13 protein-coding genes and 1 pseudogene are annotated in these 17,774 nt (G+C 69.6%); 4 read left to right on the top strand and 10 right to left on the bottom strand.

The features are described 5' to 3' along the window. On the top strand, positions 1-322 hold a 322-nt coding region (locus H0U68_RS06355), incomplete at its 5' end, for a hypothetical protein (RefSeq protein ID WP_296353765.1). A gap of 8 nt (positions 323-330) precedes the next feature. Beyond that, positions 331-1,449, top strand: coding sequence for an ATP-dependent DNA ligase (locus H0U68_RS06350; protein ID WP_296353763.1), 1,119 nt, complete (start codon positions 331-333; stop codon positions 1,447-1,449). A gap of 88 nt (positions 1,450-1,537) precedes the next feature. Here the strand turns inward: H0U68_RS06350 and H0U68_RS24365 are convergent. The 3 genes and pseudogenes from H0U68_RS24365 to H0U68_RS06340 form a co-directional block, all read right to left on the bottom strand. Continuing rightward, positions 1,538-2,014: pseudogene (locus tag H0U68_RS24365) on the bottom strand (DNA primase); the annotation flags it as partial. 287 nt (positions 2,015-2,301) lie between these two features. Beyond that, the gene (gene sigJ, locus H0U68_RS06345; RefSeq protein WP_296353761.1) at positions 2,302-3,201 is read right to left on the bottom strand and encodes an RNA polymerase sigma factor SigJ; all 900 of its coding nucleotides are present in this window, start codon (positions 3,199-3,201) and stop codon (positions 2,302-2,304) included. Then, complete coding sequence (locus H0U68_RS06340; RefSeq protein WP_296353759.1) at positions 3,198-4,370, bottom strand: FAD-dependent oxidoreductase; 1,173 nt, start codon at positions 4,368-4,370, stop codon at positions 3,198-3,200. Before H0U68_RS06340 ends, sigJ begins: the two co-directional genes overlap by 4 nt. A gap of 134 nt (positions 4,371-4,504) precedes the next feature. On the opposite strand from H0U68_RS06340, the gene H0U68_RS06335 reads away from it, so the two are divergent. Further along, positions 4,505-6,145: a peptide chain release factor 3 gene (locus tag H0U68_RS06335; protein WP_296353756.1), complete on the top strand. Its 1,641-nt coding sequence runs from the start codon at positions 4,505-4,507 to the stop codon at positions 6,143-6,145. Between the two features lie 13 nt (positions 6,146-6,158). Continuing rightward, a complete protein-coding gene (locus H0U68_RS06330; protein WP_296353754.1) occupies positions 6,159-6,974 on the top strand; it encodes an HAD-IIB family hydrolase in 816 nt (271 codons plus the stop codon). Between the two features lie 26 nt (positions 6,975-7,000). On the opposite strand, the gene H0U68_RS06325 is transcribed toward H0U68_RS06330, so the two are convergent. The 7 genes from H0U68_RS06325 to H0U68_RS06295 all read right to left on the bottom strand — a co-directional run. Next, complete coding sequence (locus tag H0U68_RS06325; protein ID WP_296353752.1) at positions 7,001-7,972, bottom strand: tripartite tricarboxylate transporter substrate binding protein; 972 nt, start codon at positions 7,970-7,972, stop codon at positions 7,001-7,003. Positions 7,973-8,084: 112 nt separating this feature from the next. Next, complete coding sequence (gene uvrA, locus H0U68_RS06320; protein ID WP_296353750.1) at positions 8,085-13,934, bottom strand: excinuclease ABC subunit UvrA; 5,850 nt, start codon at positions 13,932-13,934, stop codon at positions 8,085-8,087. Positions 13,935-14,078: 144 nt separating this feature from the next. Then, positions 14,079-15,734 (bottom strand): MFS transporter, encoded by a 1,656-nt coding sequence (locus tag H0U68_RS06315; protein ID WP_296353748.1) that lies wholly within the window; start codon positions 15,732-15,734, stop codon positions 14,079-14,081. 192 nt (positions 15,735-15,926) lie between these two features. Beyond that, complete coding sequence (locus H0U68_RS06310; RefSeq protein WP_296353746.1) at positions 15,927-16,577, bottom strand: 2-hydroxychromene-2-carboxylate isomerase; 651 nt, start codon at positions 16,575-16,577, stop codon at positions 15,927-15,929. Positions 16,578-16,604: 27 nt separating this feature from the next. Then, positions 16,605-16,832, bottom strand: coding sequence for a DUF1289 domain-containing protein (locus tag H0U68_RS06305; RefSeq protein ID WP_296353744.1), 228 nt, complete (start codon positions 16,830-16,832; stop codon positions 16,605-16,607). After that, positions 16,829-17,332 (bottom strand): YbaK/EbsC family protein, encoded by a 504-nt coding sequence (locus H0U68_RS06300; RefSeq protein WP_296353742.1) that lies wholly within the window; start codon positions 17,330-17,332, stop codon positions 16,829-16,831. Before H0U68_RS06300 ends, H0U68_RS06305 begins: the two co-directional genes overlap by 4 nt. An 8-nt stretch (positions 17,333-17,340) precedes the next feature. Continuing rightward, positions 17,341-17,774 (bottom strand): substrate binding domain-containing protein (locus H0U68_RS06295; protein WP_296353741.1); only part of this gene is annotated, 434 nt, incomplete at its 5' end.

Here is a 17,774-nt window from a genome sequence, read left to right as displayed (position 1 = left end):
CGTCTGCACCGCGCGCGTGTCGCCGTCGGCCACGGCCCGCCAGTGCACCACGCACGGCGGCACCTGGGGCCCGGCGGACTCGCCGGTGCCGCTGTGCCGCTTCGAACCCGTCGCGCAGCGCAAGCCGGCGGTGCGCGCAGCGCCCGACGCCAACCAGCGCTGCGACAGTCAGAAGGACTGCATTTATGGTTGCGTGTACAGCGGACCGGCGGTGGCGCCCGGCGCCGACGTGGTCGGCCGCTGCCGCGCCACCAGCGAAGCGGCGGGCTGCTTTTCCATGGTCGAGAGCGGACGCCTGGCCGGCCGCATTTGCGTGAACTGATTGGACTGATGGCAACGAAGAAGAAAGCCGCCGCGGCGGACACGGCACCGCCGAAGGCGAACGGGCCGGTGGTTCCGCCGATCGAGCCGATGCTGGCGAAGATCGCCGAAACCCTGCCCGAGGAACCCGGCTTCCTGTTCGAGCCCAAGTGGGACGGCTTTCGCGCCCTCGTGTTCCGCGGCAACGACGAGACGCACATCCAGAGCCGCGACCTGAAGCCGCTGAACCGCTACTTCCCCGAGCTGGAAAAGGCGCTGCACGAAATGCTGCCCAAGGGTTGCGTGCTCGATGGCGAGATCGTGGTGGCCGGTGCGCGCGGGCTGGACTTCGACGCGCTGCAGCAGCGCATCCATCCCGCGCCGTCGCGCATCGCCCGGCTGTCGAAAGAAACGCCGGCCGCCTTCGTCGCCTTCGACCTGCTGGCCGCGGGCGGCCGCCCGACCATGGACCTGCCGCAGGCCGAGCGGCGCGTGCGGCTGGAGCGGCTGCTGGGCAAGCCCAAGCCGCCGCTGTACCTCACGCCCGTGACGCGCGACCGCGCGCAGGCCGTGGAGTGGCTGGAGCAGTTCGAAGGCGCCGGGCTCGACGGCGTGATCGCCAAGCTCGACAGCGCCACCTACCAGCCCGGCAAGCGCGCCATGCTGAAGATCAAGCACGCGCGCAGCGCCGACTGCGTGGTGGCGGGTTTCCGCTGGTACAAGGACCGCACCGACGCGGTCGGCTCGCTGCTGCTGGGCCTCTACGACGAGGCGGGCGTGCTGCACCACGTGGGCGTCACCTCGGCCTTCACGCTGGCGATGCGCGAGGAGTTGTTGAAGGAGCTGGAGCCGCTGCGCAAGGACGCGCTGGCCGACCATCCCTGGCGCGAATGGGCCGGCGCCAATGTGGGCGACGCGCAGCGCATGCCCGGCGCGCAGAGCCGCTGGAGCGGCGGCAAGGACCTGGCCTGGGAAGCGCTGCGGCCGGAGCGCGTTGTCGAGGTCAAGTACGACCACCTGCAAGGCAGCCGCTTCCGCCACGCCGCCGTATTCCTGCGCTGGCGCGCCGACAAGCCGGCGGCGGATTGCCGCTACGACCAGCTGGAAGTGACGACGCCGTTCGAACTGGCCAAGGTGTTCGGCGCGTAGCCCCGGCGCTCAGCCCAGCCAGCACGTCCTGCTCGCGCGCGGCGCGGGTCGTGCGCAGGGTGAAGTCGGCCGGCGCGCAGGTGCGCAACTCGTCCCACGCCACCGGCGCCGAGACGCGCGCGTCGGGCTTGGGCCGCACCGAGTAGGCCGAAGCCACGGTGCGGTCCTTGGCATTCTGGTTGTAGTCGACGAACACGCCGTGCCGCTCTTCCTTCCACCACTTGCTGGTGGCGAGCGTGGGCGCGCGGCGCACGGCGTCGAAGCTCCAGCGGCGTTCGATGCGCATCAGCACGTGGATGCCGCGAGAACCCGAGGTCTTGGGCCAACCGGCCAGGCCGAGCTCGGCCTGCACCTCGCGCACCACGTCCGCCACCTGCACGATCTGCGGCCATTCCACGCCGGGCACCGGATCGAGGTCCACGCGCAGTTCGTCGGGGTGATCGAGGTCGTCGGCGCGCACCGGGTACGGATGCAGTTCCAGGCAGGCCAGATTGGCCATCCAGGCCAGCGCCGCCGCATCGCGCGGCACGATCTCCTCGGCTGTGCGGCCGGAGGGAAGGCGGATCTGCGCCGCCTCCAGCCAGTCGGGCCGGTTCGCCGGCGCACGCTTCTGGAAGAGAATTCCTCGCCAATGCCGTTGGGGTAGCGCACCAGCACGCAGGGCCGCCCGCCGGCGCCGCGCAGCGCGCCCTCGGCGACGGCCACGTAGTAGTTCACGAGGTCGAGCTTGGTGATGCCCGCATCGGGATCAGCAGCTTGTCCGGATGCTTGGCGGTGACAGTGCGCCCGCCGGCCTCGATCTCGAGCGGCGGCGCCTCGATCTTCTCTGCGCCATGGCGCCAGCCTACACCGTCAGGGCGCGTCCGTGGCCGTGCGCAGGCCGAATGCAGCGGCAACGCGCGCCAGCTTGTAAGGATTCATCACGTTGTCGATGCGCAGGATGCGCGCGCCGTCGTCCGCGCGCAGCTGCAGCACCGACCAGAGCACACCGGCCGAGCTCAGCAGCGCGGCAGGCCAGCCGTTGACCGTTTCGATGCGCACGGCAAGGTCGGGCGGCGACTGTTTCGAAAGGCCGGCAAACAGGCGCGACACGGCACGCACGCCGGTGATGGGCCGGGCTGCGGCGTTGACGAAGCCGCCGCCGTCGGCGCGCGACTCCACATCGTCGGCCAGCATCTGCGCCAGCTCGTCGACGTCGCCGCGCTGCACCGCCGCGACGAAGGACAGCAGCAGTTTGCGGTGGCGCTCGGCCGGGGCAACGGCGCGCCTGTGCGCGGCCAGGCTCTGCCGCGCGCGGTGCAGCGCCTGACGGCAGGCCTCGGGCGTGCGGCCCAGCATGGCCGCGACTTCGGCATGCGCATAGTCGAACACCTCGACCAGCACGAACACCGCGCGTTCCAGCGGGTTCAGCGCCTCCAGCAGCGATACGAAGGCCAGCGAAATCGATTCCAGCCGTTGCAGGTCGTCCTCCGGCCCGTCCTGCAGCGCGGCCACCGGCTCGGGCAGCCACACGCCGGGATAGTCCTCGTGCCTGCGGCGCGCGCTCTTGAGCTGGTCCAGGCAGATGTTGGCCACAACGGTGGTGAGAAAGCCCGCAGGGTTCTGCACGGCATCGCGCGGCTGCGCGTACCAGCGCGTGAACGCTTCCTGCACCGCGTCCTCCGCCTCGCCCACACTGCCGAGCATGCGGTAGGCCAGCGCGAACAAGCGCCCGCGCTCGCGCTGCAGCAGGAGATCGACCTCGGTGCTCATGCGGGCGCCAGCGACTGCGGCGCGCGGCCGGTGCGCTTCCACACCACCGCCTTGTGGCCGCGCGCTTCCAGCATCAGCCCCCACCAGGTCGAGCGGCAGATCATTTCCTTGAACCATGCCGCACGGCGACCCGTGAGCACGCGGCCGGTGAGCCGGCCTTCGGCGTCGGCCCAGGGCACCAGGCCGTCGCGCCGCCCGAGGCTGACGCAATAGAACAGCAGCGCATAGTCGAAGGCATTGCAGGCTTGGCCCATGAGTTCACCCGCAAGATTGTCTCCCACGTGCACGCCCATCGGCATCGCGGTCTTGCAGCCCATGGGCAGCTCCTGCCCGGGCGGCAGGGCCGGCCCGGCGACGTCGCCGGCCGCGTAGATCCACGGATGCGACACCGAGCGCAGCTGCGGATCGACGAGCACCTGTCCGCGCGCATTGGTGCGCAGCCCGGCTTCGCGCGGCAACGTGGGCAGCGTGAAGCCGGCCGCCCAGACGCACGCATCGAACGCGAGCGGGCCCTGGCCAGTCTCCAGGCGCGTGGCGCCGACCGCATCCACCCGCACGTGTTCGTGCAGCGTGACGCCCAGCCGCTGGGCCAAGGTGTCCAGCACGTGCCGCCGCCCCGCTGGGCCGAAGTCCGGCCCGATGGCGCCGTGCGCCACCAGATGCACCCGCAGACGTGGGAACGCTTCGGCGATCTCGCTGGCCGCCTCGATCCCGGTCAGGCCGCCGCCCACCACGGCCGCGCACGCGCCCTGGGGCAGCGCGGCCAGGCGCGCGTGCAGCGCCGCCACGGCGTCGGTGCCCAAGGTGAACGCATGCGCGGCCACGCCGGGCACGGCGTCAACGTTCGGCGCGGAGCCGAGCGCGAGCACCAGGCGGTCCCAGCCGAGCGCCTGGCCGCCCACCCGCAGCGTTCGCGCCGACGGATCCAGCGCCTCGGCGTAACCGGTGACCAGCTCGACCCCGCAGCGGTCCAGCAGCGTGTCGATGCGGCGCTCGGGCAGCGGCTGGCCGGCGGCCGCCTGGTGCAGGCGGATGCGCTCGATGAGCCGGGGCTGCGGATTGATGAGCCGGATGCGCGCCGGCGTGCGCTGCGCGCGGGCGCGGTGGGCCAGCCGGGCGGCACAGGCCACTCCGGCATAGCCGCCGCCGACGATCACGATGTCCATCATGGGGATTCCTTTTCTTTGGGGTCTTCCTTGCATGACGAGCGGGCCGGCCGGAACGTGACGTGCCCGGCGCGAGGCACAATAGCGGCTGAACGGCGCGGCTGCCGCACGGCACGCGCGCTCGCACGGAGTCCCCCTTGTCCGCATCCCCTTTCGCCGCCGAAACCCGGCGCCGCCGCACCTTCGCCATCATTTCGCACCCCGACGCGGGCAAGACCACGCTGACGGAAAAGCTGCTGCTGTTCTCCGGCGCGATCCAGATCGCGGGCGCGGTGAAGGGCCGCAAGGCCTCGCGCCATGCGACTTCCGACTGGATGGAAATCGAGAAGCAGCGCGGCATCTCGGTCGCCTCGTCGGTGATGCAGATGCTCTACCGCGACCACGTGGTCAACCTGCTGGACACGCCCGGCCACAAGGATTTTTCGGAAGACACCTACCGCGTGCTCACCGCCGTCGACGCGGCGCTGATGGTGATCGACGCGGCCAACGGCGTGGAGGCGCAGACGCGCCGGCTGATCGAGGTCTGCCGCCAGCGCGACACGCCCATCATCACCTTCGTCAACAAGATGGACCGAGAGGTGCGCGAGCCGCTGGACATCCTTGACGAAGTCGAGCGCGAACTCGGCATGCCCTGCGTGCCCATGACCTGGCCGGTCGGCAAGGGCAAGAATTTCGGCGGCATCATGAACCTGCGCAGGCAGGCGATGACGGTGTTCGAATCCGGCAGCGAAAAGCGCCCGCAGGACCTGGACACGGTGCCGCTGTCCGACACCACCGAGTTGCGCAGGCGCTTCGGCGCCGAGTACGACGGCGCGGCCGAAAGCATGGCGCTCGCAGCCGGTGCCTCGCCCACGTGGGACCATGCCGCCTTCCTCGCGGCCAAGCAGACGCCGGTGTTCTTCGGCTCCGCCGTCAACAACTTCGGCGTGATGGAAGTGCTGGACGCGCTGGTCGACCTGGCGCCGGCGCCGCAGCCGCGCAAGAGCATGGTGGTCGTCAACCGCCAGCCGCAGGAAAAAACCATGCAGCCGGACGATGCCGCCTTCTCCGGCGTGGTGTTCAAGGTGCAGGCCAACATGGACCCCTCGCACCGCGACCGCATCGCCTTCGTGCGCATGGCCTCGGGCAAGTACACGCCGGGCATGAAGCTCAAGGTGCAGCGCACCGCCAAGGAGCTGCGACCGACCTCGGTGGTGACCTTCCTGTCGCAGCGGCGCGAAGCCGTGGACGAGGCCTACGCCGGCGACATCATCGGCTTCACCACGCACGGCGGCGTGCAGCTGGGCGACACCATCACCGACGGCTCGCTCAACCTGCAATACACCGGCCTGCCCTTCTTCGCACCCGAGCTGTTCCAGGTGGTGGTGCTGAAGAACCCGCTGCGCACCAAGCAGCTGCAGCAGGGCCTGGCGCAGCTGGGCGAGGAAGGCGCGATCCAGGTGTTCCGTCCCGAGATCGGCGGGCCGATGCTGCTGGGCGCGGTCGGCCAGCTGCAGTTCGAGGTGGTGCAGCACCGCCTGAAGGCCGAGTACGACTGCGACGTGCGGCTGGAGAGCTGCCCCTACACCGGCGCGCGCTGGATCACGGCGGACACGCCGGCCGAGCTGCGCGCGTTCACCGACGCCTACCCGCAGCGCATGGCGCGGGATGCGGCCGACGCGCTGGCCTTCCTGTGCACCTCGCCGTACGACGTGCGGCTGGCGCAGGAGCGCTTTGCGAAGATCCATTTCCATCCGCTGCGCGAGCACGCCGGCTTGAGCCTGCACAACGCCGGCTGAGAAGTCCCGACGCATGCTGCCGCTCGCCGACTGGCCCGCCGCCGACCGCGCCCGCATCGCGGGCGTGTTCACCGACATCGACGACACGCTGACCACCGAAGGCGCGATCACCGGCGACGCGCTGGCCGCGTTGGCCGACCTGCGTGCTACCGGCATCCACGTCATTCCGATCACCGGGCGGCCGGTGGGCTGGAGCATGCCGTTCGCGCTGCAGTGGCCGGTGGATGCGATCGTGGCGGAGAACGGGGCGGTGGCACTCTCGCTGGAAGACCTCCCTCTCCCTGAGGGAGAGGGAGGAGAGAGAACGCTGAGGAAGAGCTACCAGCAGGAAGAAACACTGCGCGCGGCCAACTTCGCGCGCATGCAGCAGGTGGCGCGGCGCATCGTCGCGGAGGTTCCCGGTGCGCAGCTGGCGCACGACAGCGCCGGGCGCGAGACCGACATCGCCATCGACCACAGCGAGTTCACTCACCTGCCGCAAGCGCACATCGCGCGCGTCGTCGCGCTGATGGAGCAGGAAGGCATGAACGCCACCGTCAGCTCGATCCACGTCAACGGCTGGTATGGCGACCACAACAAGCTGTCGGGCGCGCGCTGGGCCGTGCGCGAGCTGCTCGGGCGTGCGCTGGACGCCGAGATTGACCGCTGGGTCTACGTCGGCGACTCCACCAACGACGTGCTGATGTTCGAGCACTTCCCGCACAGCATCGGCGTGGCCAACATCCGCCGCTTCGAAGCGCAGCTCACGCATCCGCCGCGCTACATCACACAAGGCGAGCGCGGCGCGGGGTTCGCCGAAGTGGCGCGCGCCATCCTGGCCGCGCGCTGAACTCGGCGCCGGCGCACCCCGCGCGATCAGGTCGTCGGGGCCTTGCCCAGGCCGAGCTTCTCGATCAGCGCCTTTTCCTTGGCGAAGGTGTCCTGCGCGAACTTCGTGTACTGCGTCGAGCTCATGTAGATCGGCACCATGTCGTAGCGGTCCAGCGACTGCACGTAGCTGGGCTGCTCCATCGCCGTCTTGAAGGCGTCATGCAGGCGCTTCACCACGGCCGGCGGCGTGCCGCGCGGCGCGCCGATGCCGAAGGGCGAGTTCTGCACGATATTCAGGCCCAGCTCCTTCAACGTGGGCACGTCGGGGAACTTGGCCAAGCGCTTGTCGCCCCAGGTGTTGAGCACGCGCAGCTTGCCGGCCTGCACCTGCGGCGCGAAGCCGGTGGAGTCGGCCGCCGCCATGATGTGCCCGCCCAGGATGGCCTGCATCAGGTCGGCGCTGCCCTTGTAGGGCACGTGCTGCAGCTGGATGCCCAGCTGCTGCGCGATCAGCTCGGTGGTCAGGTGCGGGCTGGTCAGCGTGCCGGTGGAGCCGTAGGTGAGCTTGCCCGGGTTGGCCTTGGCCCAGCCGACGAAGTGGGTCCAGGTGGTCAGCGGCGACTCGGTGGGCACCACGATGCCGAAGGCGTAGCCGGTGACGTTGAGGACGTAGGCGATGTCCTTGATCGGGTCCCAGCTGATCTTGGTGGTGTAGGGCAGGCGGAACACGCCCAGCGGAATCTGCGCCAGCGTGTAGCCGTCGGGCGCGGAGCTTTGCAGCTGCTGCGCCGGCAGGCTGCCGGCGGCCCCCGGCTTGTTCTCCACCACCACCGGCTGGCCGAGGATCTTGCCGGCGTTGTCGGCCAGCTGGCGCATGGTGATGTCGGTGGGGCCGCCCGCAGGAAAGGCGATGACCAGCTTGATCGGCTTGGACGGGAAGGCCTGGGCGTGCGAGGCGCCCAGGGTGCCGGCTGCCACGCTTGCAGCGGCGGCCTGGATGAGTTGACGACGGCGCATTGGATTGCTCTCCTGGAAGCCGTCCATTGCAGCGCATGTGCGCTTTGCCGGCATCGGGAATCACCCGGTCCGGCAGTCGCCAAGGCTACAGCGCCGGTGCGCCGATGACAGCTCAGCCGCGCGCCAGCACCGGCGCCAGCGCCACGCCGGTGTGCGTGCCCTGGGCCACCACGTCTTCCGGCGACGCGGCGGCCACGATGCGTCCGCCGGCGCCGCCGCCTTCGGGGCCCAGGTCGACGACCCAGTCGGCTTCGGCAACCACGTCCAGGTCGTGCTCGATCACCACCACGCTGTGGCCGCCGTCCACCAGCCGGTGCAGCACGCGCGCCAGCTTCTCCACGTCGGCCATGTGCAGGCCCACCGTCGGTTCGTCCAGCACGTACAGCGTGTGCGGCGCCTTCTGGCCGCGCCGCGTGACGTCGTCGCGCACCTTGCTGAGTTCGGTCACCAGCTTGATGCGCTGCGCCTCGCCGCCCGACAGCGTGGGTGACGGCTGCCCCAGGGTCAGGTAGCCCAGGCCGACATCGCGCAGCAGCTGCAGCGGGTGGCTGATGTTGGGCATGGAGCCGAAGAACTCCACCGCCTCGTCGGTCTCCATGCGCAGCACGTCGCCGATGCTCTTGCCGCGCCAGGTGACGGCCAGCGTCTCCGGGTTGAAGCGCGCGCCGCGGCAGGCCTCGCACGGGATCTTCACGTCCGGCAGGAAGCTCATGCCGATGGTGCGCACGCCCTGCCCTTCGCACAGCGGGCAGCGGCCCTCTCCGGTGTTGAACGAGAAGCGGCCGGGGCCGTAGCCGCGCGCGCGCGCCTCCAGCGTGTCGGCGAACAGCTTGCGGATGGTGTCCCAGAAGCCGATGTAGGTGGCCGGGCAGGAGCGCGGCGTCTTGCCGATAGGCGTCTGGTCGACTTCCAGCACGCGGTCGATGGTCTGGTAGCCGTCCACCGACTTGCAGCCGCTCCAGCCGATGCGCTTGCCGGCGTCGTCGGCCTCGCGCCCGGCCTTGGTGGAGCGGCGCTGCACGGCCACCTGCACGTTGTGCAGCAGCACGTCGCGCGCCAGCGTGGACTTGCCGGAACCGGAGACGCCGGTGACGGCGACCAGCCGGCGCAGCGGAATGTCCACGTCCACGTCCTGCAGGTTGTGCAGGTTGGCGCCGCGCAGCTTCAGCCAGGTGACGTCTGGCGGGGAGCCCCCGACCGCGCGCCGCGCCTGCACCGGATGCCGCATCGCATGCAGCAGGTACCGCCCCGTGACCGACTCAGGCTCGGCCGAGATCTCCGCGGCCGTGCCCTGCGCCACCACGCGGCCGCCGCGCTTGCCGGCGCTTGGGCCGATGTCGATGATGTGGTCGGCGCGGCGGATGGTGTCCTCGTCGTGCTCCACCACCACCAGAGTGTTGCCCTTGCCGCCCAGCTTGTGCAGCGCATCCAGCAGGATCTGGTTGTCGCGCGCATGCAGGCCGATGGTGGGCTCGTCCAGCACGTAGCACACGCCCTGCAGGTTGGAGCCCAATTGCGCCGCCAGGCGGATGCGCTGCGCCTCGCCGCCCGACAGGGTGGGCGCGCCGCGGTCCAGCGTGAGGTAGCCCAGGCCCACCTCCTCCAGGAATTCGAGCCGGCTTTTGATCTCCGGAATGAGATCGCGCGCGATGCCCTGCTCGCGCACGCTGAGCACGTCTTTCACCTGCAGGCTCTCCACCCAGCGCCGCACGTCGTGCACCGACAGCGCGGCGATCTCGGCGATGCCGGTAGTGTCGAACTGCACGGCGCGCGCCTGCAGGTTCAGCCGCGCGCCGCGGCAGCCCGGGCAGGACTCGTCGGTGAGGTCCTCCACCTCCGGTTCGGCGAAGGTCTGCTCGCGGCCCTTGTCGCCATCGGCCACGACCACCGTGTCGTCGAAGATCTTGCGCTGCTCGCGCGTGAGCTTCACGCCGGTGCCCACGCAGTCGGGACACCAGCCGTGCTTGCTGTTGTAGGAGAACAGGCGCGGGTCCAGCTCGGGGTAGCTGGTGGCGCACACCGGGCAGGCGCGCAAGGTGGAGAACACCTCCACCTTGGCCGTGCCGCTCTGCGCCAGCACGTGCACCACGCCCTTGCCGTGTTCCAGCGCCACCGCCAGCTTTTCGCGCAGCTGCTCCTCGTGGGCCGGCGTGACGTCCAGCGCCCACACCGGAAGTTCGACGGTGTGCTCCTTGAAGCGGTCGATGCGCGGAAAGCCGGTGGTCGGCAGGAACTCGCCGTCGATGCGCAGGTGCGTGTAGCCGCGCGGCCGCGCCCAGTCGGCCAGCTCGGTATAGACGCCCTTGCGGTTCACCACCAGCGGCGCCAGCAGGCCGATGTGCTGGCCGCGGTAGCGCTTCATGATCTGCGCCACGATGCTGTCGGCCGTCTGCGGGCTCACGGCGTGGCCGTCGTGCACGCAGTGCTGCACGCCCAGCTTCACGTACAAGAGGCGCAGAAAGTGCCAGACCTCGGTGGTGGTGCCCACGGTGGACTTGCGCCCGCCGCGCGACAGGCGCTGCTCGATGGCCACGGTGGGCGGAATGCCGTACACCGCGTCCACCTCGGGCCGGCCGGCCGGCTGCACGATGCTGCGCGCATAGGCGTTGAGCGATTCCAGGTAGCGCCGCTGGCCCTCGTTGAACAGGATGTCGAACGCCAGCGTGGACTTGCCCGAGCCCGACACACCGGTGACGACGGTGAAGCGGTTGTGCGGGATGTCCACCGACATCGACTTCAGGTTGTGCTCGCGGGCGTTGACGATCTGGATGGCTTTGACGGGCGGTGCCCGTTCGCCCTGAGCCTGTCGAAGGGCCTGCGAGGGCTTCGACAAGCTCAGCCCGAACGGCTGGGTGTTCTCGCGCGCCTCGTTCCCCGCATGCGCCACGCTGCCGAGCGTGAAGTCGTATTCGCGCAGCGCCTTGGCCGTGTGCGAGGTCGGGTGGTGCTTCATCTCCTCGGGCGGGCCTTCGGCGACCAGCAGGCCGCCGGCGTCGCCGCCTTCGGGGCCCAGGTCGATCAGCCAGTCGGCGGCGCGGATCACGTCGAGGTTGTGCTCGATGATGATCAGCGAATGGCCCGCCTCCAGCAGCTTGCGCAGCGCGCGCATCAGCTTGGCGATGTCGTCGAAGTGCAGGCCGGTGGTGGGTTCGTCGAACAGGAACAGCGTGCCCTTGCGCGCGGTCGGCTGCCGGCTGGCGGTGGCGCTGCGCGCCGCCTCGGCCAGGAAGCCGGCGAGCTTCAGGCGCTGCGATTCGCCGCCCGACAGCGTCGGCACCGGCTGGCCCAGCTTCACGTACTCCAGCCCGACCTCGACGATGGGCTGCAGCGCGCGGATCACGTCGCGGTCGTTGGCGAACAGCGTGGCCGCTTCGCTGACGGTGAGGGCCAGCACGTCGGCCACGTTCAGGCGGCGCAGGTCGCCCGACAGCGGCCGGTCGATCATCACCTCCAGGATCTCGGGGCGGTAGCGCTTGCCGTCGCAGTCGGGGCAGCGCAGGTACACGTCGGACAGGAACTGCATCTCCACGTGCTCGAAGCCCGAGCCGCCGCAGGTCGGGCAGCGGCCGTCGCCGGAGTTGAAGCTGAATTTCGAGGCGGTGTAGCCGCGCTGCTTGGCCAGCGGCGAGGTGGCGAAGATTTCGCGCACCGTGTCCCAGGCGCCGACGTAGCTCACCGGATTGGAGCGCGCCGTCTTGCCGATGGGCGACTGGTCGACAAACACCACCTCGCTCAAATGGTCCGCGCCCAGCATGCGGTCGTGCAGGCCCGGCGTTTCGGTGGCCTTGCCGAAGTGGCGCAGCAGCGCGGGGGCCAGCACGTCCTGGATCAGGCTGGACTTGCCCGAGCCCGACACGCCGGTGACGCACACCAGCCGCTGCAGCGGGAATTCGATCGACAGGTTCTGCAGGTTGTGCTCGCGCGCACCTTCCAGAATCAGCCGCGGCGTCGATGCCGTCACCGCGCGCTTGAAGCCCATGCCCACGTGCTTGCGCGCGCCGAGGTAGGCGCCGGTCAGCGTGTCGGCGGCGCGCAGCTGGTCCACCGTGCCGTCGAACACGATCTCCCCGCCGCGCTCGCCCGGCCCGGGGCCCATGTCGATCACGCGGTCGGCGGCCACCATCACGGCCGGGTCGTGCTCCACCACCACCAGCGTGTTGCCGGCGTCGCGCAGCCGGTGCATGGCCTGCGTGATGCGCCCCATGTCGCGCGGATGCAGGCCGATGCTGGGCTCGTCGAGCACGAACAGCGTGTTGACCAGCGAGGTGCCGAGCGCGGTGGTGAGGTTGATGCGCTGCACCTCGCCGCCGGACAGGGTGCGGCTCTGCCGGTCCAGCGTGAGGTAGCCGATGCCGACGTCGACGAGGTAGCGCAGGCGGGTGTGGATCTCCTCGAACAGCAGCTTGAGCGCCTGGTGCTCCCCCCCCGTGCGGACCGGCTCTGTCGCCGTTCGGGCTGACTCTCCCGTTCGGGCTGAGCTTGTCGGAGCCCCCGCGGGCCCTTCGACAAGCTCAGGGCGAACGGCATCGAAGAACGCCCGCAGCCGCGCGATCGGCATCATCATCAAATCGTGCAGGCACAGCCCTGGCAGCGCTTCCAGCTGTTCGCGCGACCACTTCACGCCCTGCGGCATGAAGCGCTTCGCCGGTGCCAGCACCGCATCGGCCTCTTGCTTGCCGCCGATGCGCCACAGCAGGCTTTCCAACTTCAGCCGCGCGCCGGCGCAGACCTCGCACGGCGTGTAGCTGCGGTACTTGGACAAGAGCACGCGGATGTGCATCTTGTAGGCCTTGCTTTCCAGGTACTGGAAGAAGCGCTTCACGCCGTACCACTGCTTGGTCCACTGGCCGTCCTTGTAGCCGGGCGTGCCCTCGATCACCCAGCGCTGCTGCTCGGGCGTGAGCTTGTACCAGGGCGTGTCGCGCGGGATGCCGGCCGCCTCGGCATGGCGCATCAGGTCGTCCTGGTTCTCGGCCCAGGCCGGCGTCTGGAACACTTTCACCGCGCCGGCACGCAAGGTGAGCTTGTCGTTCGGGAACACCAGCCCGTAATCGACGCCGATCACGCGGCCGAAGCCGCGGCAGGTTTCGCACGCGCCCACCGGCGAGTTGAACGAGAACATCGAAGGCACCGGATCGGCATAGCGGATGTCGCTGTCGGGGCAGTGCAGGCCGGTGGAGAATTTCCAGACGTCGGAGGTTTCCGTTCGGGCTGAGCCTGTCGAAGCCCCGTCCGCGAGCCCTTCGACAGGCTCAGGGCGAACGGCGTAGACCGTCAACCGCCCCGCCCCGCGCTTCAACGCCACCTCGATCGCCTCGATCGCGCGCGCCTTCTCCACGCCCTGGATGCGGAAGCGGTCGGCCACCACGTCCAGCACCTTGCGCGGGCCGGTCGGCGTGGCGACTTCGCGCTCGGCCTGCACGCGGGTGAAGCCGCTGGCGGCCAGCCACTGCGCGAGCTCTTCGGCCGTGGTGCTGCCGGGCAGCTCGACCGGAAAGGTCAGCACCAGCCGCGGGTCGCTGCCGGCGGTGCGCGCCATCAGCTCGGCGTAGATAGTTTCCGGGCTGTCGTGGCGCACCGGCTTGGCGGTCTGCCGGTCGAACAGCTGGGCCGCCCGTGCGAACAGCAGCTTCAGATGGTCGTTCAGCTCCGTCATCGTGCCGACCGTGGAGCGCGAGGAGCGCACCGGGTTAGTCTGGTCGATGGCGATGGCCGGCGGCACGCCTTCCACCCGGTCCACCGCCGGCTTGTCCATGCGGTCCAGGAACTGGCGCGCATAGGCCGAGAAGGTCTCGACGTAGCGGCGCTGCCCCTCCGCATACAGCGTGTCGAACACCAGGCTGGACTTGCCCGAGCCGCTCGGGCCGGTGACGACGGTGAGTTCGCCGGTGCGCAGGTCGAGATCGAGGTTCTTGAGGTTGTGCTGTCTGGCGCCGCGAATGCGGATCAAGCCCTGTGTCATTGCGGCGGTCTTTCGGAGGGAGGCGGAGCATTCTAGGGACAGCGCCGCGGCAGGCCCTGCCATAAGGTCTTTGAGGCAGGCATTTCGGCAAAGAAAAAGCCCGCGGCCGTGAGGCCGCGGGCTTTTCGTTCGGAACCGCCGCGCTCAGTCGCCGGCGTAGATGTCCACGTCCTTGGTCTCGCGCACGAACAGCGTGCCGACCACCAGCGTGATGCCCGCGATGATGATCGGATACCACAGGCCGTTGTACATGTTGCCGGTCTGCGCCACGATGGCGAACGCCGTGGTGGGCAGCAGGCCGCCGAACCAGCCGTTGCCGATGTGGTACGGCAGGCTCATCGACGTGTAGCGGATGCGCGTGGGGAACATCTCCACCAGCATCGCCGCGATCGGGCCGTACACCATGGTCACCAGGAGCACCAGGTAGGCCAGCAAGGCGATCACCATCGGCTTGTTCATCTTGGCCGGATCGGCCTTGGCCGGGTAGCCGTCGGCCTTCAGCGTCTCGGACACGCTCTTCTTGAATTCGGCGTCCTTCTTCTTCACCTCGTCGGCCGCGAGGCCCTTGGCGCTGTAGCCCTGGATGACGGTCTCGCCGATCTTGATGCTGGCGACGGTGCCGGCGGGAGCGGCCACGTTGTCGTAGCTCACCGAACCGGCAGCCAGCACCTGCTTGGCGATGTCGCACGAGCTGGTGAACTTCACGGTGCCGGTCGGGTTGAACTGGAACGAGCACTCGTTCGGGTCGGCAGTCACCACCACCTTGCTCTTGGCCTGCGCGGCGGCGAGGTCGGGGTTGGCGGCCGCGGTCAGCGCCTTGAACACCGGGAAGTAGGTCAGCACGGCCAGCAGGCAGCCCGCCATGATGATGGGCTTGCGGCCGATCTTGTCGGACAGCACACCGAACACGATGAAGAACGGCGTACCGATCAGCAGGCCGGCGGCAATCATCAGGTTGGCCGTGACCGGGTCCACCTTCAGCTGCTGCGTGAGGAAGAACAGCGCGTAGAACTGGCCCGTGTACCAGACCACCGCCTGGCCGGCGGTCAGGCCGACCAGCGCCAGGATCACGATCTTCAGGTTCTTCCACTCGCCGAAGGATTCGGTCAGCGGCGCCTTGGAGGTCTTGCCCTCGGCCTTCATCTTCTGGAAGGCGGGCGATTCGCTCAGGCTCAGCCGGATCCACACTGAAATGGCCAGCAGCAGGATGGACACCAGGAACGGAATGCGCCAGCCCCACACCTCGAAGGCCGGGCCCATCAGTTCGCGGCAGGCCAGGATCACCAGCAGCGACAGGAACAGGCCCATCGTCGCGGTGGTCTGGATCCACGAGGTGTAGGCGCCGCGCTTGCCCTGCGGCGCGTGCTCGGCCACGTAGGTCGCGGCACCGCCGTACTCGCCGCCGAGCGCCAGGCCCTGCAGCAGGCGCAGTGCGATCAGGATCACCGGCGCGGCCACGCCGATGCTGGCGTAGGTCGGCAGGATGCCCACGATGAATGTGGACAGGCCCATGATCAGGATGGTGACCAGGAAGGTGTACTTGCGCCCGATCATGTCGCCCAGGCGGCCGAACACGATGGCGCCGAACGGCCGCACGATGAAGCCGGCGGCGAAGGCCAGCAGCGCGAAGATGAACGCGGAGCCCGCGTCAAGGCCGGAGAAGAACTGCTTGGCGATGATCGCTGCGAGCGAGCCGTACAGGTAGAAGTCGTACCACTCGAACACCGTGCCGAGGGACGAGGCGAAAATGACTTTTCGCTCTTCCGCCGACATTGGCCGAGGTGCGGCTACTGTTGACATAGGGATTGCCTCCAAGATTTGGTTTGCGCGCGCCCAGGTGGACCACGTGCGCGCATTCTTGGGCCGGGCTCTGACCCCCTTCTGACGCCAATCCAACAAATGCTTGCGTGAAACTGAACACGCTCTGACAACTTAAGGTGAAACCCGCGGCAACAGTTTCACCATGCGGATACCACGGCCGGGCTCGCCGGGTTAACCCTTGGCCAGGCGGTCGACGCCCGCGCCGACCTGCGCCGCCGTGTCCCAGCCGCCGCCGCTTTGGAACCACGCGTCGCCCTCCAGGCAGGCGCGCAGCATCGGCAGCGCATCGAGGCCCCAGAACATCTTGCCGTCCACCAGCAGCGCCGGCACGCCGAAGGCACCCTGCGCGATCGCCTGTTCGGTGTTGGATTTCAGCTCCGCCTTCACCGCCTCGTCGGCGATGCCGCGCGCCGGGTTCAGCGCCTGCTGCACCGCCTGCATGCGCGCCGCGTCGGACACATCGGCGCCGCCTTGCCACACGTGGCGAAACAGCGTCTCGCAGGCGAAGCGGTTCGACGCGCCGCCGCTGCCGCAGGCAATGGCCAGGCGCAGCAGCGCCAGCGGATTGAACGGATGCACGGCCGGCATGCGCAGCGGAATGCCCAGGGTGTGGCCCAGCCACTCGGCCTGCCGGTAGGTCCAGTCGCGCTTGGTGGCGATTTCGGCGGGACCGAGCTGGCCATGGTGCTTCAACAGGCCGGCGAACAGCACGGGCCGGTACTCCACCTCGTAGCTCAGGCCTTGCAGCGCTTCGGGCAGGCGCTCGAAGGCCAGGAAGGCGTACGGCGAAATGAAATCGAGGTAGAACGTGATGTGCTTCATGCCAGCTCCCTTGTGTCCCTTGTGGTGTCAGTGGCGAGTGGCCAGGCGCAGCGTGATCTCGTGCCACACCTCGCGCTTGCCTGCGTCGTCCATGCGGCTCCAGGCGGTGATCTCGTCCAGCGTGCGCAGGCACCCTTCGCACAAGCCGGTGTCCGGCTCCATGCGGCACACCGACTGGCAGGGCGAAGGCATGCCGTCGGTCGCCTCCAGCGCCTGGCGTGCGCGCACCGTCAGCAGCTTCAGCACCGATTTCATGGCTTGGGTTCCTCCACCACGTCGGCCACCGGCGCGCCGGTCAGGCGTTCCAGGTCCTGCGGCCTGAGCTTGAACACGCCGTGCGGATGGCCGGCCGCGGCCCAGATCTCCTCGAAACGGAACAGCTCGCGGTCGATCAGCGTCACCGGCGGCTGCGCATGCGCGATCGGCGACACGCCGCCGATGGAAAAGCCGGTGCGGCTCTTGACGAAGTCGGCATCGGCGCGGCCGGTGTCGCCCACCAGCGCGCGCACCTTCTTCTCGTCCACGCGGCGGTCGCCCGAGGTGACTACCAGCACGGCCGCATCGTCGGCCTTGCGGCGAAAGATGATGCTCTTGGCGATCTGCCCGACCGCGACGCCGAGCGCGTCGGCGGCCTGCTGCGCCGTTCGCGCGGCGCCGTCGAGCATCACCGGCGCATCGGGATGGCCGTGGTCCTGCAGGGCGCGCGCGACGCGCTGCACGCCCTCGGGAAGCGAATGGAGTTCGGAGCCGCACATGGCAACGATTATCGGCCAGGCGTTTCGGCCAGCGCTTCCGTGAGGAAATCGAGGAAGGCGCGCGTGCGCGCCGGCAGCAGGCGGGTGGAGGTCACGGCGGAAATCTCGGTGGGCGGCACGCTCCAGGGCGCCAGCACTTGGCGCAGGGCGCCGGCGCGCAGCTCGGCCTGCACGATGCGCCGCGGCAGGATGGCGATGCCCAGGCCGCGCAGCGCGAGCTCGCGGTTCATCGACGCGTTGTTGGCGCTGTAGCTCCCGCGCACCGCCACCTCGACCTGCCTGCCGTCGCGCGCCAGCAGCCAGCGCGCGCCGCCGGTGCCCACGATACACGCGTGCCGCTCCAGCGCCTCGGGCTTCGCCGGCCGCCCCGCCCGCGCGAGATAGTCCGGCGCCGCGTACAGCCCGCGCGGCAGGCTGCAGATGCGGCGCGCCACCATGGCCG

Origin of the sequence: Ramlibacter sp., from assembly GCF_013697775.1 — a bacterium.
Classification (GTDB): Bacteria; Pseudomonadota; Gammaproteobacteria; order Burkholderiales; family Burkholderiaceae_C; genus Ramlibacter.
Note: the sequence above shows the minus strand (reverse complement) of the source record. Positions and strands in the feature narration are given on the sequence as shown.